Raw genomic sequence first — 19,443 nt, forward strand, 5'->3', positions numbered from 1 at the left:
TCGGTCAGCTCACGCTGCCTATCAATTTCTCAAGCAGCTGAGCCAGCGTCTCCCGCTCGGTTTGCGTCAGGCCGGCGAGGATTTCGTGCTCGTTGGCGACGTGGGCGGCGATGGCCTCATTGATCAAGGCAAGACCCTTTTCGGTCAGCCGCACGACAATGCCGCGCCGGTCGCTGGGATGCGGGCCTCGCAAGGTCAACCCGACCTTTTCCAGCCGGTCGAGCCGGTTGGTCATGGCGCCCGAGGTCACCATCGTCGCCTCGTAAAGAGCAGTCGGCGTCAGCGCGTAAGGCTGGCCGGACCGGCGCAGCGTCGCCAGCACGTCGAATTCGCCGGCTTGCAGCCCGAAGCGGGCAAACAGCGGGGCGAGGCGCTCGCGCGCGATCCGTGAAGACGCCTCGTTCAATCGGCCAAGCACCGCCATCGGCGAGACGTCCAGATCCGGCCGCTCCCGTTTCCACTGCTCGATCGCCTTTGCCGCGCGATCCATCTGTCTCACCGTTAAATATCTTGACGTTAAGAATCTCTGCGTTATCTTATCTCAAGATACAACACCGGCCAAGTGCCGCAAGTGAGTAGCGGGACCACCCGATGAAATTTCTCTGGGATTCGGCGCTCGGCCTGCTGGTCGTCACCGGCGGGCTGCTCGGCCTGACATTGCCATTCGGCAAGCTGGCCACAGTGGCCGGCGTTCCCGCCATGGTCTGGGCCTTCGTCATTTCGCTTGGCGCCGGCGGCGTTCTGTTGTGCTCATTGCTGTTGCGCGGTCAGCGCATCCGGCTGACCCCACATAAATTGCGCTATTTCTTCATCACGGCGGCGGTGTCCTACGCCTTCCCCAATCTGTTGATGTTTTCGGCCATCCCACATCTTGGCGCCGGCTACACCGGCATCATGTTCACGCTGTCGCCGGTGATTACGCTGGTGTTCTCGATCCTGCTGCGTGTCCGGCGTCCCAACATGCTGGGTATTGTCGGCATTGCCGTCGGCTTCGTCGGCGCCGTCATGGTGGCGGTGACGCGCGGCGAAGCCGGCCAGCCGGCCGAATTTTTCTGGGTGGCGATGGGGCTGCTGATCCCGGTCAGCCTGGCCGCCGGCAACATCTACCGCACCGTCGACTGGCCCGAGGGGACCGGGCCGATCGAGCTTGCCGTCGGCAGCCATTTGGCGTCGGCCGCGATTCTGCTCACCGGGATTCTGGTTTTGCTGGGTGGCAGTGCGTTCGGCCCGCTCGGTGGCGTGCCGCTGGTGGTCGCAGCCCAGGTCGCGTCGGCCTCGGCGATGTTCGTCTTCTTCTTCCGGCTGCAGGCGGTCGGCGGTCCGGTCTATCTCAGCCAGATCGGCTATGTGGCGGCGGCGGTCGGGCTGTTTGCCGGGACGATCTTTCTCGGCGAGCACTATCAGCTGCTCACTTGGGCAGGTGCCGTCATCATCACCGCCGGCGTGTTTATCACTACCAAAGCGCAGAGCCAGAAGGGCTAGCGTCAGGGGTGCTATCAAAGCAGGCTTGCGTCGAAGATTTTCCGGAGAGCCGGCGGCGCAACATTTCGCCAGGACATACGCACTGCGCCGCGGAACGTCAGCTCGTCGCAGGCATCGAGCATGACCGACGTCCAGCCTTTTTGTCCCTAGCCGCCCGGCACAGGCTTGAAAATCAGCGGTTCGGCTGCAGTCATCATGTCTTGCTGGTCGCGATCGAGCTTGATCACGGCGCGGTCGTTTTCGGGCAGCGACACGAAGATGCGATTGCGCACCCGGAAGTCGGCCTTGCCGAAATGCGATTTCTCGGCGGCTTCGGGAAGTTCAAGCGTCAGCTGTCGGGCTCTGCCAGTGTCCACGGCCTGACAATCTCCAGATCAACCCTCAGACCGAGCCTTTTTCGGCCAGCACCATGTAGTTGACGTCCATGTCCTTCGAACGCTGCCAGCGATCGGCGAGCGGATGGTAGACGACGCCGGTGCGGTCGATGATGGTGAGGCCGGCGCCGCCAAGCGCCTTTTCGAGCTCTTCCGGGCGCACCAGCTTGCCGAACTGGTGGGTGCCGCGCGGCAGCCAGCGCAGCACATATTCGGCGCCGATGATGGCCAGGCCCAGCGCCTTCAGCGTGCGGTTGATGGTGGCCACGAACATGATGCCGCCGGGTCTGACCATCTCGCCGCACTTGCCGACGAACAGGTCGATGTCGGCGACGTGCTCGACCACTTCCATGTTGAGGATGACGTCAAATTTTTCCCCGGCGTCGGCCAGATCCTCAGCGGTGGTGGCGCGATAATCGACGCTGACGCCGGCCTCTGCCGCATGCAGTTTGGCCACTTCGATGTTGGTGACCGAGGCATCGGCGCCGACCACTTCGGCGCCAAGCCGCGCCATCGGCTCGCACAAAAGCCCGCCGCCACAGCCGATATCGAGGAAGCGCAGGCCCTCGAACGGTCGCGCCGCGCGCGGGTCGCGGCCGAAGCGTGCCGCCACCTGGTCGCGGATATAGGATAGCCGGACCGGATTGAACTTGTGCAGCGGGCGGAACTTGCCGTTCGGGTTCCACCATTCGGCGGCTAAAGCGGAGAAGCGTTCCACTTCTCCGGCATCGATCGTCGATCGTCGGGGCTCTGGCATCGCTTGGTCTCCCGCGGACTCACAAATAAGGCGCGATCGGACGCAAACCGGCTCGCGCTCTGGTCGCTAGGAAGTCGGGCGTAGGGGAGGGAAAGTCAAGGCAACAATTTTTTCGCCGCCAGCCACCGCTGACGGAAGGTGTCATTGCCGCGATGGATCAAAATGTCGTTATCATGGCCGATCGTGAAGCAGGGTGAACCCATCTCCAGGGACGGGCGATTCTCCCGGGTTTCCTACGGTCCTTGCGGATGGCCCCTGTTTTGGCTAAGGAGGCCGCGCATCCAGCGGCTCGGCTTGGCTGGGCGCGTTCTTTCCGCTTTCGGCCCTCGGTCCGGCATTCAGTCAAAGGCATTTCGCTTCCATGGCGCGCATCGTGATGAAATTCGGCGGAACCTCCGTCGCCGACATCGCCCGCATCCGCAATGTGGCGCGCCATGTCAAACGCGAGGTCGATGCCGGGCATGAGGTGGCGGTGGTGGTTTCGGCGATGGCCGGCAAGACCAACGAGCTGGTCGGCTGGACGCGTGAAGCCTCGCCGATGCACGATGCGCGCGAATATGACGCCGTCGTCGCCTCCGGCGAGCAGGTGACCGCCGGTCTGCTGGCGATTACCTTGCAGAATATGGGCGTCCACGCCCGTTCCTGGCAGGGCTGGCAAATCCCGATCAAGACCGACAATGCGCATGGCGCGGCGCGCATTCTCGACATTGATGGCGCGTTTTTGATCAAGCGCTTCGGCGAGGGCCAGGTGGCGGTCGTCGCCGGTTTCCAGGGCATTGGTCCAGACAACCGCATCGCCACGCTCGGCCGCGGCGGCTCGGATACCAGTGCGGTGGCGATCGCGGCGGCGGTCAAGGCCGACCGCTGCGACATCTACACCGATGTCGACGGGGTCTATACGACCGATCCGCGCATCGAGCCGAAGGCCCGGCGGCTGGCCAAGATTTCGTTCGAGGAAATGCTCGAAATGGCCTCGCTGGGCGCCAAGGTGCTGCAGGTGCGCTCGGTCGAGCTTGCCATGGTGCACAGGGTGCGTACTTTCGTGCGGTCGTCCTTCGACGATCCCGATGCGCCCGGAATGGGGGATTTGCTCAATCCGCCGGGAACGCTCATTTGCGACGAGGAAGAGATCGTGGAACAGCAGGTCGTCACCGGAATTGCCTACGCCAAGGACGAGGCGCAGATCTCACTGCGCCGTGTCGGCGACCGCCCGGGCGTTGCCGCCGGCATCTTCGGACCGCTGGCCGAGGCCAACATCAATGTCGACATGATCGTCCAGAACATCTCCGAGGACGGCAAGTTCACCGACATGACCTTCACCGTGCCGTCGGGCGATGTCGACAAGGCGCTTGCCGTGCTCGAGCGTCTCAAGGCCACGATCGGCTACGATGTGGTGCAGTCGGAAGCCGGCATGTCGAAGGTCTCGGTCATCGGCATCGGCATGCGCAGCCATGCCGGCGTCGCCGCCACCGCCTTCAAGGCGCTGGCCGACAAGTCGATCAACATCCGAGCCATCACCACCTCCGAGATCAAGATTTCGATCCTTATTGACGGTCCCTATACCGAACTTGCGGTTCGCACTTTGCATTCCGTCTACGGTCTGGATAAGCAGTAACGAGACAGAGTCGGTTGTTGCGTTTGTGCCGGTGCGCGAGGAAGCTGCGCTGGCCGAGAAGCCATTGGAGAACAAGCCGCGATGCGTGATACGGCCAGTGGCCCGCGCGTTTTGCTGAAACGGCTCCGCGAGCTCATGCAAGAGCCGCTGGAGCCGCAGGAGCGGCTTGACCGGATCGTGCGCGACATCGCCTCCAACATGGTCGCCGAAGTCTGCTCGCTCTATGTCCTGCGTTCCGATTCGGTGCTGGAACTCTATGCCACCGAAGGTCTGAACCCGAACGCCGTCCATTTGGCGCAGCTGCGGCTCGGACAAGGCCTGGTCGGCACGATCGCGGCCAGCGCGCGGCCGCTCAACCTTTCCAACGCGCAGGAACATCCGGCCTTCGCCTACCTGCCGGAGACCGGGGAAGAGATCTACAATTCCTTCCTCGGCGTGCCGGTGCTGAGGGCAGGGCGCACTCTCGGCGTGCTGGTGGTGCAGAACAAGACCATGCGCCACTACCGCGACGACGAGGTCGAGGCGCTGGAAACGACGGCGATGGTGATCGCCGAGATGATCGCCACCGGCGATCTCGCCCGGCTGACCCGGCCTGGACTGGAACTCGATTTGCGCCGTCCGGTGAGTTTCACCGGCCTGTCGTTCAATGACGGCGTCGGCCTTGGCCATGTCGTGCTGCACGAGCCGCGCATCGTCGTTACCAATCTGTTCAACGAGGACAGTGAGGAAGAGGTCCGCCGGCTCGAGACGTCGCTTGGTTCGCTCAGGCTTTCCATCGACGACATGCTGGAGCGCCGTGACGTCGCCTTCGAGGGCGAGCATCGCGAGGTACTCGAAGCCTATCGCATGTTCGCCAACGACCGTGGCTGGGTGCGCCGGCTGGAAGAGGCGATCCGCAACGGCCTGACGGCGGAAGCAGCCGTCGAAAAAGTGCAAAGCGACATGCGCGCCCGCATGCTGCACATGACCGATCCGTATCTGCGCGAGCGCATGAGCGATTTCGACGATCTCGCCAACCGGCTGCTGCGCCAGTTGATGGGCCGCGGGCCGGACGATGTCGCGGCCTCGCTGCCGAAGGACGCCATCATCGTCGCCCGCTCGATGGGTGCTGCCGAACTGCTCGACTATCCCCGCGACAAGCTGCGCGGCGTGGTGCTCGAGGATGGTGCTGCGACCAGCCACGTCGTCATCGTGGCGCGCGCCATGGGCATTCCGGTCGCCGGCCAGATGAAGGGCGCCGTTTCCATGGCGGAAAATGGCGATGCCATCATCGTCGACGGCGAGGAAGGCACCATCCATCTGCGCCCGCAGCCCGACCTCGAAGCCGCTTATGCCGAAAAGGTCCGCTTCCGGGCGCGGCGGCAGGAAGTCTACCGCGAACTGCGCAAGAAGCCGTCGGTGACCAAGGACGGCGTGCAGGTCGACCTGTTGATGAATGCAGGGCTGGCCGTCGACCTGCCGCAACTGGCCGAGGCAGGTGCCGCCGGCATCGGCCTGTTCCGCACCGAACTGCAATTCATGGTCGCCTCGACCTTTCCGCGCGCCGAAGCCCAGGAGCGACTCTACCGCGATGTGCTCGAAGCGGCGCGCGGCAAGCCGGTTACCTTTCGCACCATCGATATCGGCGGCGACAAGGTGCTGCCTTACTTCAAGGGCGCGATCCAGGAAGAAAACCCGGCGCTTGGCTGGCGCGCCATCAGGCTGACGCTCGACCGGCCGGGCCTGCTCAGAACCCAGATCCGCGCTTTGCTGAAAGCGTGCGGCGGCCGCGAACTGAAGCTAATGCTGCCGATGGTGACCGAACTTGGCGAGATCGCGCAGGCGCGCGAGATCATCGACCGCGAGGTGCGGCATCTCTCCCGCTTTGCCCACCATCTGCCGACCAGCCTGAAACTGGGCGCCATGCTGGAAGTGCCGTCGCTGCTGTTCCAGCTCGACGAATTGATGAAGGCGGTCGATTTCGTCTCGGTCGGCTCGAACGATCTGTTCCAGTTTGTCATGGCGGTCGATCGCGGCAACACGCAGCTCTCCGACCGCTTCGATACGCTGTCGACGCCGTTTCTGCGGGTTTTGAAGCAGATCGCCGATGCCGGGGTTCGCAACAACACGCCGGTGACCTTGTGCGGCGAGCTCGCCGGAAAACCCATATCCGCTATGGCGCTGATCGGCCTCGGCTATCGCTCGATTTCGATGTCGCCGGCCTCGATCGGTCCGGTCAAGGCGATGCTGACTGAACTGCCGCTGGACGAATTGCAAGCCTTCTTCGACGACAATCTGATGGCCCCGCCGCAAGGATTGCCGATGCGGGCGCTGCTGCAGGCCTTTGCCGACGACCGCTCGATTCCGCTATAGCATCTCGCCATGATCAACCTGCCCCGCGACCGTATGGATCAAGTCGTCAAGCGTTTCGAGATGCTCGAAGCGCAGATGTCGGCCGGGCCGGCTGCCGACGCCTATGTGAAAATGGCGTCGGAATACGCAGAGATCCAGGACATGGTGGCCAAGGTCCGGTCGCTGCGCTCGGCCGAGCATGAGCAGGCCGATCTGGAGGCGATGCTCGCCGACAAGGGCACCGACGCCGAGATGCGAGCACTGGCCGAGGCCGATCTGCCAGCGGTCAAGGAGCGCATCGAGGCGCTGCAGCAGGACATCCAGATCCTGCTTCTGCCCAGGGATGCCGCCGACGACAAGAACGCCATTTTGGAAATCCGCGCCGGTACCGGCGGCGACGAGGCGGCACTGTTCGCCGGCGACCTGTTTCGCATGTATGAGCGCTACGCGGCGGCACGCGGCTGGCGTTTCGAGGCGGCATCGGCCAGCGACGGCGATGCCGGCGGCTTCAAGGAAATCATCGCCACTGTGTCGGGCAAGGGCGTCTTTGCCCATCTGAAGTTCGAATCCGGCGTGCACCGCGTGCAGCGCGTGCCGGCGACCGAGGCCAGCGGGCGCATCCACACTTCGGCGGCGACGGTCGCGGTGCTACCCGAGGCTGAAGAGGTCGACATTGACATCAAGGCCGAAGACATCCGAATCGATACGATGCGCGCTTCGGGCTCCGGCGGCCAGCACGTCAACACCACCGATTCGGCGGTGCGCATCACCCATCTGCCAACCGGCATCATGGTGGTGCAGGCGGAAAAGTCGCAGCACCAGAACCGGGCGAAAGCCATGCAGATCCTGCGTGCGCGGCTCTATGACCTCGAACGCGGCAAGGCCGATGAGGAGCGCTCGGAATCGCGCAAGTCGCAGGTCGGTTCGGGCGACCGCTCGGAGCGCATCCGCACCTACAATTTCCCGCAAGGCCGCGTCACCGACCATCGCATCAATCTGACGCTCTACAAGCTGGAGCGGGTGATGATGGGCGAACTCGACGAGATCATCGACGCGCTGCTTGCCGATCATCAGTCGAAGCTGCTTGCCGATATGGGCGTCGATGGCTGATATCTTGCCCGGCAAGCTCGGGCTGCTGCTCAAGGCGGCGCGGGAACGACTTGCGCTGGCCGGTGTCGCCGATCCGGCGCTCGATGCCAGGCTGATCGTCGAGCATTTTTCCGGCACGAGCCGTACGCAGGCTATCGCAAATCCGGAGCAGGCGGTCGATGCCGGCATGGTCGCCGCGATTGATGCCGCCTTGCGCCGGCGTATCCTGGGCGAGCCGGTGCACCGCATCCTCGGGTTTCGCGAGTTCTACGGCTTGCGGCTGTCACTGTCGCCGGACACGCTGGAGCCGCGGCCGGATACCGAAACGCTGGTCGAGGCGATCCTGCCCTTGGTCAAGACGACAGCGGAGCAGCAAGGCGGATGCCGCATCCTCGATCTTGGCACCGGCACCGGCGCCATTGCTCTGGCACTGCTCAGCGCCGTACCGGCCGCCATCGCCACCGGCGTCGATGTTTCAGAGGGCGCGCTGGAAACCGCCATGCGCAATGCGTGGAATCTGGGTCTTGCCGGCCGGTTCGAGGCGCTCCACTCCAACTGGTTCGAAAAAGTTTGCGGCCGATACCATGTAATTGCCGCAAACCCTCCCTATATACGGTCTCAAGACATTGGAAATCTGCAGGATGAAGTCCGCGATTTCGACCCGCACAAGGCCCTTGATGGCGGCGCGGACGGTCTTGGCCCCTACAGGATCATCGCCGCCGAGGCGGCAAGGTTTCTGGAAGCTGAAGGCAGGATAGCTGTCGAGATCGGCCATACGCAGCGCCAAGACGTTGCAGATATATTCGCATCGGCCGGCTATGTGCTGGCCGGGGCGTTCCGCGATCTTGGTGGTAACGACAGGGTTTTGATCTTTGAACTGTGAATGCCTTGATGCAGTGCGAAAAAAGCGCTTGGCAATGCCGGGGAATGCGGCTAGGGTCGCCATAACCGGATGAGACGAAGCAGGCAGTGCTCTTAGCGATTCGGTTTTCCTTGGAAATAGCTGCCTTCTTGCGCAAACGACGCCCAAGCTTCGTGCGGGAATCGTCCGGCAAGTGATGTAACCGGAACAGGATGACACGTGGCGCCAACGCAATTGATGCGGGCGAACGCCGGTGAAGAAACGAAACGGCTGGCTGCATGAGCGCCTCCGTTCGTGAAGAGTTTTTCGAAAATTTCAAAATGAAGAGAGTCGAATGAGGCCACAACAGCAGAACAGGCGCATGCGCGGTCGCAACAACAATGGCGGCGGCGGTGGCAACAACAATAACAACAACAACAACCGCAAGGGGCCAAATCCCCTGACGCGCAACTACGAGAGCAACGGCCCGGACGTGAAGATCCGTGGATCGGCTCAGCAGATCGCCGAAAAATACGCCACCCTTGCCCGTGACGCGCAGAGCTCCGGCGATCGGGTCATGGCGGAAAACTATCTCCAGCATGCCGAGCACTACAACCGCATCATCGCCGCCGCACAGGCGCAGTTGCCGATCCAGAACGCGCAGCAGAACCGCGACGATTTCGACGATGACGGCGACGACGATCGCGACGATTTCGACAATTCCGGCAACAACAACGGCAATGAGACACAGGCTCCGGTGGTCAATCACGGTGCCGGTCCGCAGCCGGTCATCGAGGGCCCGCCGGCCGAGCTGGCGTTCAACCAGGAAAACAGCCGCGACAATCGCAACAATCGCGACAACAATGGCCGCGACAATAGTGGCCGAGACAACAATGGCGGGCGCCATCGCGACCGCCGTCCCGGTGGTGGCTATGGCCAGAACGGCCAACGTGGCGACAATCCGCGCAATGAGCAGGGCGGTCAACGCTTCGACCAGAGCCGACCCAATGAAACGCCTGTGCAGGTAGAAACCGTTTCGCAGGCCGACACCGGCTTCGTGCCTCAGGCCGACACCGGCTTCGTGCCTCGGACCGAAACGAGTTTCGTGTCCCAGGCAGAACCTGTTTTCGTGGCCGATCCTGCGCCAATGTTTGACAGTTTTTCGCCGGCGGCTCTTGCCGCTCAGGCCGAACTCAACGAAGCAGCCGCTGAAAACGGCGCCGCACGGCGGCCGAAGCGTCCGCGCCGTCCGCGCCTGAACGCCGACCAGGTGGATGGCGGCAATGACGCCGCAGCCGCAGACGCGAATGCGGCGCCGGCTGAAGACAATGGTGGCGAACCGGCCGCTGTCGTCATCGACAACTAATCGATCAAGGCTTTCGGATAGGTTAGACGGCGGGGAGAAATCTCCGCCGTTTTTGTTTTAGGCGCGCGTGGAATATTATGCGTTGACCGATATCAAGGCGTCTTGAGAGACCGTAGCCTATGCACCATATCTCGCGTGAACAGGACCCGGCTCGAACGAGCGGGCCCGTCACCGCAATCTGATCCGGTGCCGCAAAGCGGGCCGGTGATGGAAGGAGACAGATATGAACCTTGAAAAATACTCCGAGCGCGTGCGCGGTTTTATCCAGTCCGCGCAGACCATGGCGCTCTCGCGCAATCACCAGCAGTTCACCCCCGAACATATGCTCAAAGTCCTCGTCGACGACGATGAGGGGTTGGCGGCGTCGCTCATCGAGCGCGCCGGCGGCAACGTCCGCGACGTCAAACTCGGCGTCGAGACGGCGCTCGAGGCGATGCCCAAGGTGGAAGGCGGCAATGGCCAGCTCTATCTGGCGCAGCCGCTGGCCAAAGTGTTTTCGACCGCCGAGGAACTGGCCAAGAAGGCTGGCGACAGCTTTGTCACCGTGGAGCGGCTGTTGCAGGCGCTTGCCATGGAGAAGTCGGCCAAGACCGCCGATATCCTCTCCAAGGCCGGCGTCACCGCGCAGACGCTCAACCAGGTGATCAACGATGTCCGCAAGGGCCGCACCGCCGATTCGGCGAGCGCCGAGCAGGGCTATGACGCGCTGAAGAAGTATGCGCGCGACCTCACCGCGGATGCCCGCGCTGGCAAGCTCGACCCGGTCATCGGCCGTGACGACGAGATCCGCCGCACCATCCAGGTGCTGTCGCGCCGCACCAAGAACAATCCGGTGCTGATCGGCGAACCCGGCGTCGGCAAGACGGCGATTGCCGAAGGGCTGGCGCTGCGCATCGTCAATGGCGACGTGCCGGAATCGCTCAAGGACAAGCAGTTGATGTCGCTTGATCTTGGCGCGCTGATCGCCGGCGCCAAATATCGCGGCGAGTTCGAAGAGCGGCTTAAGGCTGTGCTGTCCGAAGTCACCTCCGCCAACGGCAACATCATTCTGTTCATCGATGAGATGCATACGCTGGTCGGTGCCGGCAAGGCGGATGGCGCCATGGACGCGTCGAACCTTTTGAAGCCGGCGTTGGCGCGCGGCGAACTGCATTGCGTCGGTGCGACCACGCTCGACGAATACAGGAAGCATGTCGAGAAGGACGCAGCGCTTGCTCGCCGCTTCCAGCCGGTGTTCGTAGACGAACCGACGGTGGAAGACACGGTGTCGATCCTGCGTGGCCTGAAGGAAAAGTACGAGCAGCACCACAAGGTGCGCATCTCGGATTCGGCACTGGTTGCGGCGGCAACACTGTCCAACCGCTACATCGCCGACCGTTTCCTGCCGGACAAGGCGATCGACCTTGTCGACGAAGCCGCGTCGCGGCTGCGGATGCAAGTCGATTCGAAGCCCGAGGCGCTGGACGAGATCGATCGCCGCATCATGCAGCTCAAGATCGAGCGTGAGGCGCTGAAGGTCGAGAAGGACGACGCGTCGAAGGACCGGCTCGCCCGCCTCGAAAAGGAACTCTCCGGCCTCGAGGAAGAATCGACCGAGATCACCACCAAGTGGCAGGCCGAAAAGCAGAAGCTCGGGCTTGCCGCCGATCTCAAGAAGGAGCTCGACGAGGCCCGCAACGAGCTTGCCATTGCCCAGCGCAAGGGTGAATTCCAGCGCGCCGGCGAGCTTGCCTACGGCCGCATTCCGGAACTGGAAAAGCAGCTGAAGCAGGCCGAAGCCCAGGACGGCAAGGTCGGCATGGTCGAGGAAGTGGTCACGCCCGACCACGTCGCCCATATCGTGTCGCGCTGGACCGGCATTCCGGTCGACAAGATGCTGCAAGGCGAGCGCGACAAGCTGTTGCGCATGGAAGACGAGATCGGCAAGCGCGTCATTGGCCAGGGCGAAGCGGTGCAGGCGGTGTCGAAGGCGGTGCGGCGTGCGCGTGCGGGCCTGCAGGATCCGAACCGGCCGATCGGCTCGTTCATGTTCCTCGGGCCGACTGGCGTCGGCAAGACCGAACTGACCAAGGCACTGGCCAATTTCCTGTTCGACGACGAGGGCGCCATGGTGCGCATCGACATGTCGGAGTTCATGGAAAAGCACTCGGTGTCCCGGCTGATCGGCGCTCCTCCCGGCTATGTCGGCTATGAGGAAGGCGGCGCGCTGACCGAAGCGGTGCGGCGCCGGCCCTATCAGGTCGTGCTGTTCGACGAGATCGAGAAGGCGCATCCGGATGTGTTCAACGTGCTGCTGCAGGTGCTCGATGACGGCCGCCTGACCGACGGACAGGGCCGCACCGTCGACTTCCGCAACGTGCTGATCATCATGACGTCGAATCTCGGTGCCGAATACCTGGTCAATCTGAATGAAGACCAGGATGTCGACGTCGTGCGCGACGAGGTGATGAATGTCGTCAAGGCGTCGTTCAGGCCGGAGTTCCTCAACCGCGTCGACGAGGTGATCCTGTTCCACCGACTGCGCCGGCAGGATATGGGCCGCATCGTCGAGATCCAGCTCAAGCGGCTGGAAAGCCTGCTCGTAGAGCGCAAGATTACGCTGTCGCTCGATCAGGAGGCGATCGACTGGCTGGCGGCCAAGGGCTACGACCCGGCCTATGGCGCGCGGCCGCTGAAGCGGGTGATGCAGAAGGAACTGCAGGACCCGCTGGCGGAGAAGATCCTCCTCGGCGAGATCCTCGACGGTTCGACCGTCAAGGTCACCGCCGGCTCCGATCGGCTGAATTTTCGGTCGAAGCCAACGGTGGTGGCGACCGAGGCGGCAGCCTGAACCCAGGCTGCCTTTCATAAAATGGCGGGGCGCGGATGACGCTGGACGACTACAACGGCTTCTGCGCCTCGCTGCCTTCGACACACCATGTCGTGCAGTGGGGCGGCGCCCATGTATGGAAGGTCGGAGCCAAGGTTTTTGCCATCGGCGGCTGGGACGAGGGGAGAGAACCCTTCGTCACCTTCAAATGTTCCGAGATTGCCTATGACATACTGAAGGAGCAGCCGGGCCTGCGGCCGGCACCCTATCTCGCCTCGCGCGGCATGAAATGGATCCAGCGTCAGACAAGCCAGAGCATGGATGATGATGCGCTGAAAGACTATCTGCGCGAAAGCCATCGCCTTGTCGTGTTGAAGTTGACGAAGCAGACGCGCGTGGAATTAGGCCTGTAGCCGCCGGAAATCCGCCATCTTCATGCCCGGTTCATGTTGGAACCTTATGGTGGGGTAACTGGTTTGCTGGCGAAGGGTTCGCCTTGCAGGACACTGCCGGGCGGCGGCAATTACGGACCGGAGAGTTTGGCAACGATGTTCCGCACGATCTTCACCCTTTCGGTGTTCGCCGTTGGGCTCGTATCTTCCGGCGCGCTCGCCGCGCCGACGCAGGACACCGCGCCGCGGGCTGTTCGCTCTGACGACGCCGGTGGCGTGCTTGTCGCCCAGAACGGCGATTTCGATGTCTACTACGATGCCAGAGGAAACCGCGTCATCGTCGATGCGGAGTCCGGCAAGGTCATCGCCATCCAGCCGCCGCAGACCAGGCTCGACCGCCGTGCGTTGCGCCGCCAACTGCGGGCACGCGAACTCGGACGTGCACCCGTCGAAGATGACGACCGCTACTATCTCGAAAATCCCGAGGACATGGCGCGCTACCGCCGCAAGCGGCTGGACGAGGATGGCAACATCATCATCGAGCCGCAGGTCGAAGAATCCGGTCCTTATGGCGACAATTCGGAGCAAGCCTTTCCTGATCCGCCGCAGGGTGGTGGTATCAATCCGGAGATTTCGCAGCCCGAGGAGCCGGGCACTGTCAAGCGCCAGCCGCTGGACGAGGCTTCGATAGACCCCGTCGAGCCGACCGAGCAAGGTGCACTGCCGCCAAAGACGGACGGCAAGGCATCGGTCGATCCGTCACTTTCGCTCGGCGCACGCCAGGACGTGGCGAACCTGCAGGTGCTGCTCGACCGAGCCGGCGCCTCGCCCGGTGTCATCGACGCACGCTTCGGCTCCAATGTCGACAAAGCGCTCGCCGCCTACAACGAGATCACCGGCAGCAATCTCAAGTCGACCGATGCGGTCGGCATCCAGGCAGCCCTTGCGCAATCCGGCGGTGATGCGTTCGCTTCCTATACGATCACGCCTGAAGACGCGGCCGGCCCCTATGTCGCCTCGATACCGGAAGACTACAGCAAGAAGGCCCAACTCGATCGCATGGGCTACACCTCCGTCACCGAAGCGCTGGCCGAGCGCTTCCATATGGATGAGGCCTATCTGAAGTCGCTCAATCCGGAGGCCGCTTTCAACCGCCCAGGAACGATCATCAAGGTTGCCAATTTCGGCAAGCTGGTAGCGACGCCGGTTGCCCGCATCGTCGCCGACAAGGGCAAGAAGGAAGTCTTCGCCTATGACGCAGCGGACAAGCTGATCGCAGCCTACCCTGCAACCATCGGCTCTGCGGACACGCCGTCACCCACCGGCATCCATGCGGTGTCGCGGATCGCGCTCGATCCGAACTACACCTACAACCCCAACATCAATTTCAAGCAAGGCGAAAACGACAAGGTGCTGACCATTCCGCCCGGCCCGAACGGCCCGGTCGGCTCGGTGTGGATCGCGCTGGACAAGCCGACCTATGGCATTCACGGCACGCCGGAACCCTCCAAGATCGGCAAGACCGAAAGCCATGGCTGCGTGCGCCTGACCAACTGGGACGCGCGCGAACTGGCCAAGATCGTCTCGCCGGGCGTCACGGTCGAGTTCATCGGCGGATCGTCAGCCGATGACCTTGCGCAGCAATGAGCCACGCAGCGCGGCGGCATAGATCAACTGCACCACCAGGATGAAGCCGACGCTGAGCAAGGGGCTGATGAGAGAGAGCGCCGCGCCGACCGCCCACAGGATCTGCGCCTTGACGATGCGCATATAGACGGTGCGCCTGGTTTCCGTGTCGACGTCCTCGGCGACAAAGCCGTTTTTCTCCGCATACCACCAGCTGGCGAACAGCGTTACGCCCAGCATCAGCAGATTGAGCCAGTAGACCAGCACCGCTGTCCTGAATTCGAGGAAATCGGCCAGAAGGTCGGTCGAAAATGGTAGCAAGGCGATGAAGGCGAGAAAACACAGGTTCAGCGTCGCAAGGCGCCGGTCTGACCTAGCGATCAACCCATGCTGCGCCTGCTGGCCGAACCAGAAGATGGTCAGCGTCAGGAAGCTGAGCGCATAGGTCAGAAAGCGCGGCGCCAGGGCTGCGATCGCCGAAAGCAATTCGCCTTCCGAGTGGACCATTTCGTGCGCCGGCACCCTGATTTCGAGAACGATCAAGGTGAGCGCGATGGCGAAGACGCCATCGGTGATGCCGACGACGCGCCCGCGCGCCTCCGCAGACGGTTCGAGCGGTCGCTTCATGTGTTTTTCCCTCTTTGGGTTGCTCCGAAAAACTTAGCATGAGATTCGCGGTTTGCACCGGGATCGGCGACATCCTGCCCACGCGGTCAGGCCGTTGCCGAATCTGGTTTCAATGTGGGTCGCTCGCTGGCCGGTTGTTGCCGGCGCATTGCAGGTCTAAGCAGGCTTCCATGAAATCTCCAAGCGAAGCTGCCGCCATCCCCCTGACCGGTTCCCTTCCAAGCGATTCGTTTTGTCCGCAAGCGCAGCGCCGTTTTGTGCTGATCGCGGCGATCCTGGCCTCGGCGCTCGGCTTCATCGACGGTTCGATCCTGGCCATCGCCATGCCGGCGATCCGCGTCAATCTCGGCGCCAGCCTCGCCGAAGCGCAGTGGATTTCCAACGCCTACGCACTGACGCTGTCGGCCCTCATCCTCGCCGGAGGTGCGGCCGGGGACCGATTCGGCCTGCGGCGTGCCTTCGTCGCCGGCATTGCGCTGTTCATCGTGTCTTCGCTGGCCTGCGCGGTGGCGCCGAACGCGGGTGTGCTTATTGCTTTTCGCGCGGTACAGGGCATCGGCGCCGCCATCATGGTGCCGGGCAGCCTCGCCATCATCGCCAAGGCCTATCCGAAGAAGGAGCGCGGCAGGGCGATCGGCATCTGGGCGGCGGCCTCGGCGCTGACCACCGCACTTGGCCCGGTGCTGGGTGGCCTCGTCCTGTCGGCTTTCGGCGATGGCATCTGGCGGGCGATTTTCGCCGTCAACCTGCCGCTCGGCCTGCTCTCGATCTATCTGCTGCTGGCCAAGATCCCGGCCGATGCGCCAACGGAAAAGCGCAGCCTCGATCTCGGCGGTGCGGCACTGGCCACACTGGCGTTCGGGGCGCTGGCCTACGGCCTGACCTCGATGAGCGGCAAGGGCGAGGGACTTATGTCGGGCCCGAGCATCGCCGCCGGCGCGGTGCTGCTCGTCCTCTTCATTGTCTTCGAGCGCCGGCAGCGTGAGCCGATGATCGACCTGTCGCTGTTTCGCATACGCGCTTTCGCCGGCGCCAATGTGGCAACCTTCTTCCTCTATTTCGCGCTGTCGGCCAATCTGTTCTACCTGCCGATGCTATTGATCGCCGGATGGGGGCTCAGCACGGCCGAGGTCGGCTTCATCTTCCTGCCGCTGTCGGCGTCGATCGCGCTGTTGTCGGGTCCGGTCGGACAATGGTCCGATCGCATCGGGCCGCGCTTTCCGATCGCCACAGGCAGTCTGGTCGTTGCCTGCGCCTTTGCCGGGCTTGCCTGGCTCAGCCATGCCGGCATCCACAGTTTCTGGACCGGGGTTTTTCCGCTGATGGCGGTGATGGGGCTTGGCATGGCGCTGGTCGTGTCGCCGCTGTCGACCGCGATCATGACAGCGGTCGAGGACAAGGATACCGGTGCTGCCTCGGGCATCAACAATGCGGTGTCGCGCATTGGCGGCCTGATCGCGGTGGCGGCGATGGGGTCGCTCGCCGCTTTAGTCTATTCGACGGTGCTGGATATTAGCGTCAGGCCTGGCATCCCGGGCTTTGGTGAACCGGCAATGGCCGGCATTCCGCCCGAACTCGATGCAACGCGGCTCGCCGCCAGCGATGCGGCCTTCTCGGCCATCGCCTGGGTCACCGCACTGCTTTGCCTGCTTTCGGCAGTTATTGCCTGGACGACCGTTTCCGGCGAGCGGATGCCATGGTCGCCCCGCCCAGAAAAACGGCAGAGCTGATTCGTCTGTATTGACTCGAAAGCACTGATTCGAAGGCACAGATTCGGGGGCGCGAAGGGTTAACCTTCGATCTTGGCGCTCGCGACCTTAAGCGAGTTGCTGTCCTGCTGCTTGAGCAGGTCGTCGATGCGCTCGCGCTCGCGCTTGAAGGCAACCAGGTCGTCGCCCTTCAGCACCTTGCCGACCGGCAGGCGGACTCGCATCGAATCGACCTTGGTGCCGTTGACGATCAACTCGTAATGGAGATGTGGACCGGTGGAGAGGCCGGTCTGGCCGAGAAAGCCGATGACCTGGCCCTGGCGGACATGAACGCCCGGCTCGATGCCTTTGGCAAAAGCGCTCTGGTGATTGTAGGACGTCTCGTAACCATTGGCATGGCGCAAGATGATCTGCTTGCCGTAGCCGCCAGCCCAGCCGGCCTTCTCGACGACGCCGTTGCCGGCGGCGATGATCGGCGATCCAATCGGAGCGGCCCAATCGGTGCCTGTATGCATACGGACATAGCCGAGGATCGGGTGCTTGCGCGCACCAAACCCGGAGGTAAATCTGCCGTTGGGCAGCGGATTGCGCAGCAGGAACTGCTCGGCGCTCGAGCCATTCTCGTCGAAATAGTCGGTGCTGCCGTCCTGCAGTTGGAAGCGGTAGAAGTTGCGCGTCTGGCCGCCGAAGGTCGACGACACATAGAGCAGTTCAGACTCGTCGGACGCCTGGTCGTCGCCGTCCGGCTGCGAGAACAGCACTTCGAGGCGATCCGCCGGATTGAGCCGCGACTGGAAGTCGACGCCTGATGCCAGCAGTTTGACCAGCCGCTGGGTCATCTTCTTCGACATGCCGTAGGAATAGGCGGCGCGATAGATGCCGTCATAGATGTTCGGCAGATTGCCGCGCACCACCACCGGCGGTGAGTCGTCGAACGCCGTCAGCAATTCGGGATTGGGTTCCGGCTCCTGCGCCGGCACATACTGGCCGTGATCGTCGAGCGCGATGGTCACGATATGCGTGGTCTTGTCGTAGACGCTGGTGCGGACCACCTTGGCGGCGTCGCCATGCACCTCAAGACCGACGCGCAGCACGGTTCCTGCCTTGAGCGCCGGTGCGTTGAGCAATTTGGCGATCGCCTCGGCCATGCCGATGGCGTCATCACCCGTATAGCCCGAATCAGCAAAGGCTTCTGTTATGTCGCGGTCCTTGGTGAAGGGAATGATTTCCTCGGCGAAAGCCGGCGTCTGGTCGTCGGCGATGGCGCGGGGCGACACCGAGACGTTCTCCGGCACGATCTTGACGTCGTAGGAGCCGGCCATGCTTTCGGCAAAGGCATCGCCGAATCTCTGCGGATCGACATAATGCAGCGATGCGACCTGCACGGCGCCGTCGCTTAGGTCCGAGCCGGCCTCGCGCACCACTTTCTCCACCTCGTCGGCGGACAGGTCGCTCTTTTCGTCGAAGGCCGCCGTCTCCATCGGGAAGTCGACCGTCTTCAGGCTCATCTCGCTTTCGACCTTGGCGCCATAGATCTGGCCGGCGGTAGCCGCGGCGGTTGCCGGCTGGCCGGCATTGTCGTCGCCGTCGTCGCCAAACACCTGCATCGGGTCGAAGGGCGGATAGGGGCGATTGGTCGTATGCCCGGCGGCAAGCGCCATCTTGATCTGCACGAAGGGCATGGTGTGGATGACGTCGCGGTCGCCGACCTTGGTCACCATCGACACCTCCATACGCCGACGGTCCTTGGCCTTGGCGATCTGGCGCGGCGGCACCAGCCTGGTGGTCTTGGCGACTTCACCGGAATCATCGCCATTGGCAACGCTGATCAGTTCGGCGATCTCGGGCGGCGTCGCCAGTTGCTGGCGGCCGTCAAGGGCGGCGAACAGCGCCACGCCCATCAGCACGCTCGAGGTGACGCCGGTAAGGAAGGTGCCCGACAGCCAACGCGCCGAGACCTCGCGCCGGTCGGGCGGGCCGCTGCGACCGTCCGCGATCAGCGGCGGCTCGTTGCCGAGTACGGCTATGACATCTTCCGTGTCTGGCATCCAGAAAGGCTGCTTCTTCCCCGGGCGGAACGGCTTGTCGCTTTTGTTGGGCCATGACATTTGCCTGTCACGGCGAGTGAAGTCAACGAAGCGGCGAAATCCCCACTCACACGCTCTGTCCTACAGCCCCTTATTGAGAGGCGTCTTTGCTCTCTTATAAGAGGTGCCAACCGATGGTACGCAGACCCCGCTTTGGTCTTATAAGAAAGCGCCGCGCGGGTCGCGCTGCGCCTTCTTTGTTGGTCTTGGTGTCGAACGGCAATGCGGCGGCAATAGGGCTCCTTCTTGGCAACCCCAATGTTCCCCTGGGGCAGTCCGCTGGCTCCAAAACTTCTGTCGCAAAAAGTTCAAAAACATGGTTGAGTGGTGTTGACAGT

General features: G+C 63.1%; 15 protein-coding genes. 10 read left to right on the forward strand and 5 right to left on the reverse strand.

Annotated features, from left to right (window positions below; translation table 11 throughout):
* Window positions 1–4: 4 nt before the first annotated feature.
* A complete protein-coding gene (locus tag AC1D0N_RS30045; protein ID WP_477250048.1) occupies window positions 5–490 on the reverse strand; it encodes a MarR family winged helix-turn-helix transcriptional regulator in 486 nt (161 codons plus the stop codon).
* A 101-nt stretch (window positions 491–591) separates the two neighbouring features.
* Between AC1D0N_RS30045 and AC1D0N_RS30050 the strand changes: the two genes are divergently transcribed.
* Window positions 592–1,482 (forward strand): DMT family transporter, encoded by an 891-nt coding sequence (locus AC1D0N_RS30050; RefSeq protein ID WP_477250049.1) that lies wholly within the window; start codon window positions 592–594, stop codon window positions 1,480–1,482.
* A 146-nt stretch (window positions 1,483–1,628) separates the two neighbouring features.
* Here the strand turns inward: AC1D0N_RS30050 and AC1D0N_RS30055 are convergent, their stop codons facing one another.
* A complete protein-coding gene (locus tag AC1D0N_RS30055; RefSeq protein ID WP_477250050.1) occupies window positions 1,629–1,838 on the reverse strand; it encodes an MmcQ/YjbR family DNA-binding protein in 210 nt (69 codons plus the stop codon).
* A 25-nt stretch (window positions 1,839–1,863) separates the two neighbouring features.
* Window positions 1,864–2,613 carry a bifunctional 2-polyprenyl-6-hydroxyphenol methylase/3-demethylubiquinol 3-O-methyltransferase UbiG gene (gene ubiG, locus AC1D0N_RS30060; RefSeq protein ID WP_477250051.1) on the reverse strand — a complete coding sequence of 250 codons (750 nt, stop codon included), beginning with the start codon at window positions 2,611–2,613 and terminating at the stop codon, window positions 1,864–1,866.
* A gap of 361 nt (window positions 2,614–2,974) precedes the next feature.
* On the opposite strand from ubiG, the gene AC1D0N_RS30065 reads away from it, so the two are divergent.
* The 8 genes from AC1D0N_RS30065 (at window position 2,975) to AC1D0N_RS30100 (ending at window position 14,703) form a co-directional block, all read left to right on the forward strand.
* Complete coding sequence (locus AC1D0N_RS30065; RefSeq protein WP_477250053.1) at window positions 2,975–4,228, forward strand: aspartate kinase; 1,254 nt, start codon at window positions 2,975–2,977, stop codon at window positions 4,226–4,228.
* Between the two features lie 81 nt (window positions 4,229–4,309).
* Complete coding sequence (gene ptsP / locus AC1D0N_RS30070) at window positions 4,310–6,580, forward strand: phosphoenolpyruvate--protein phosphotransferase (protein WP_477250054.1); 2,271 nt, start codon at window positions 4,310–4,312, stop codon at window positions 6,578–6,580.
* A 9-nt stretch (window positions 6,581–6,589) separates the two neighbouring features.
* Window positions 6,590–7,669 carry a peptide chain release factor 1 gene (gene prfA, locus AC1D0N_RS30075; RefSeq protein WP_477250056.1) on the forward strand — a complete coding sequence of 360 codons (1,080 nt, stop codon included), beginning with the start codon at window positions 6,590–6,592 and terminating at the stop codon, window positions 7,667–7,669.
* Window positions 7,662–8,531 carry a peptide chain release factor N(5)-glutamine methyltransferase gene (gene prmC / locus AC1D0N_RS30080; protein ID WP_477250058.1) on the forward strand — a complete coding sequence of 290 codons (870 nt, stop codon included), beginning with the start codon at window positions 7,662–7,664 and terminating at the stop codon, window positions 8,529–8,531. The genes prfA and prmC overlap by 8 nt, the downstream gene beginning before the upstream one ends.
* Before the next feature lie 313 nt (window positions 8,532–8,844).
* Window positions 8,845–9,855, forward strand: a complete 1,011-nt coding sequence (locus AC1D0N_RS30085; RefSeq protein ID WP_477250059.1) for a DUF4167 domain-containing protein — start codon at window positions 8,845–8,847, stop codon at window positions 9,853–9,855.
* A 223-nt stretch (window positions 9,856–10,078) separates the two neighbouring features.
* Window positions 10,079–12,685, forward strand: coding sequence for an ATP-dependent chaperone ClpB (gene clpB / locus AC1D0N_RS30090; protein WP_477250061.1), 2,607 nt, complete (start codon window positions 10,079–10,081; stop codon window positions 12,683–12,685).
* Between the two features lie 35 nt (window positions 12,686–12,720).
* A complete protein-coding gene (locus AC1D0N_RS30095) occupies window positions 12,721–13,077 on the forward strand; it encodes an MmcQ/YjbR family DNA-binding protein (RefSeq protein ID WP_477250063.1) in 357 nt (118 codons plus the stop codon).
* 135 nt (window positions 13,078–13,212) lie between these two features.
* Complete coding sequence (locus AC1D0N_RS30100; RefSeq protein ID WP_477250065.1) at window positions 13,213–14,703, forward strand: L,D-transpeptidase; 1,491 nt, start codon at window positions 13,213–13,215, stop codon at window positions 14,701–14,703.
* Here AC1D0N_RS30100 and AC1D0N_RS30105 read toward each other — a convergent pair.
* Window positions 14,677–15,309, reverse strand: coding sequence for a TMEM175 family protein (locus AC1D0N_RS30105; RefSeq protein WP_477250067.1), 633 nt, complete (start codon window positions 15,307–15,309; stop codon window positions 14,677–14,679). The genes AC1D0N_RS30100 and AC1D0N_RS30105 overlap by 27 nt on opposite strands.
* A 170-nt stretch (window positions 15,310–15,479) precedes the next feature.
* Between AC1D0N_RS30105 and AC1D0N_RS30110 the strand changes: the two genes are divergently transcribed.
* Window positions 15,480–17,039 carry an MFS transporter gene (locus tag AC1D0N_RS30110; RefSeq protein WP_477250069.1) on the forward strand — a complete coding sequence of 520 codons (1,560 nt, stop codon included), beginning with the start codon at window positions 15,480–15,482 and terminating at the stop codon, window positions 17,037–17,039.
* A gap of 59 nt (window positions 17,040–17,098) precedes the next feature.
* On the opposite strand, the gene AC1D0N_RS30115 is transcribed toward AC1D0N_RS30110, so the two are convergent.
* Window positions 17,099–19,066, reverse strand: coding sequence for a M23 family metallopeptidase (locus tag AC1D0N_RS30115; RefSeq protein ID WP_477250071.1), 1,968 nt, complete (start codon window positions 19,064–19,066; stop codon window positions 17,099–17,101).
* Between the last annotated feature and the right edge of the window lie 377 nt (window positions 19,067–19,443).

It is taken from the genome of Mesorhizobium sp. P2_E10, assembly GCF_056404235.1.

What these genes read in the sequence shown, in the direction of transcription:
- prmC (WP_477250058.1), top strand. Translation starts at nt 7,662, where the DNA reads ATGGCTGATATCTTGCCCGGCAAGCTCGGGCTGCTGCTCAAGGCGGCG.
- AC1D0N_RS30085 (WP_477250059.1), top strand. Translation starts at nt 8,845, where the DNA reads ATGAGGCCACAACAGCAGAACAGGCGCATGCGCGGTCGCAACAACAAT.
- ubiG (WP_477250051.1), bottom strand. Translation starts at nt 2,613, where the DNA reads ATGCCAGAGCCCCGACGATCGACGATCGATGCCGGAGAAGTGGAACGC.
- AC1D0N_RS30115 (WP_477250071.1), bottom strand. Translation starts at nt 19,066, where the DNA reads ATGCCAGACACGGAAGATGTCATAGCCGTACTCGGCAACGAGCCGCCG.
- clpB (WP_477250061.1), top strand. Translation starts at nt 10,079, where the DNA reads ATGAACCTTGAAAAATACTCCGAGCGCGTGCGCGGTTTTATCCAGTCC.
- AC1D0N_RS30095 (WP_477250063.1), top strand. Translation starts at nt 12,721, where the DNA reads ATGACGCTGGACGACTACAACGGCTTCTGCGCCTCGCTGCCTTCGACA.
- AC1D0N_RS30065 (WP_477250053.1), top strand. Translation starts at nt 2,975, where the DNA reads ATGGCGCGCATCGTGATGAAATTCGGCGGAACCTCCGTCGCCGACATC.
- ptsP (WP_477250054.1), top strand. Translation starts at nt 4,310, where the DNA reads ATGCGTGATACGGCCAGTGGCCCGCGCGTTTTGCTGAAACGGCTCCGC.
- prfA (WP_477250056.1), top strand. Translation starts at nt 6,590, where the DNA reads ATGATCAACCTGCCCCGCGACCGTATGGATCAAGTCGTCAAGCGTTTC.
- AC1D0N_RS30045 (WP_477250048.1), bottom strand. Translation starts at nt 490, where the DNA reads ATGGATCGCGCGGCAAAGGCGATCGAGCAGTGGAAACGGGAGCGGCCG.
- AC1D0N_RS30105 (WP_477250067.1), bottom strand. Translation starts at nt 15,309, where the DNA reads ATGAAGCGACCGCTCGAACCGTCTGCGGAGGCGCGCGGGCGCGTCGTC.
- AC1D0N_RS30100 (WP_477250065.1), top strand. Translation starts at nt 13,213, where the DNA reads ATGTTCCGCACGATCTTCACCCTTTCGGTGTTCGCCGTTGGGCTCGTA.
- AC1D0N_RS30050 (WP_477250049.1), top strand. Translation starts at nt 592, where the DNA reads ATGAAATTTCTCTGGGATTCGGCGCTCGGCCTGCTGGTCGTCACCGGC.
- AC1D0N_RS30110 (WP_477250069.1), top strand. Translation starts at nt 15,480, where the DNA reads ATGAAATCTCCAAGCGAAGCTGCCGCCATCCCCCTGACCGGTTCCCTT.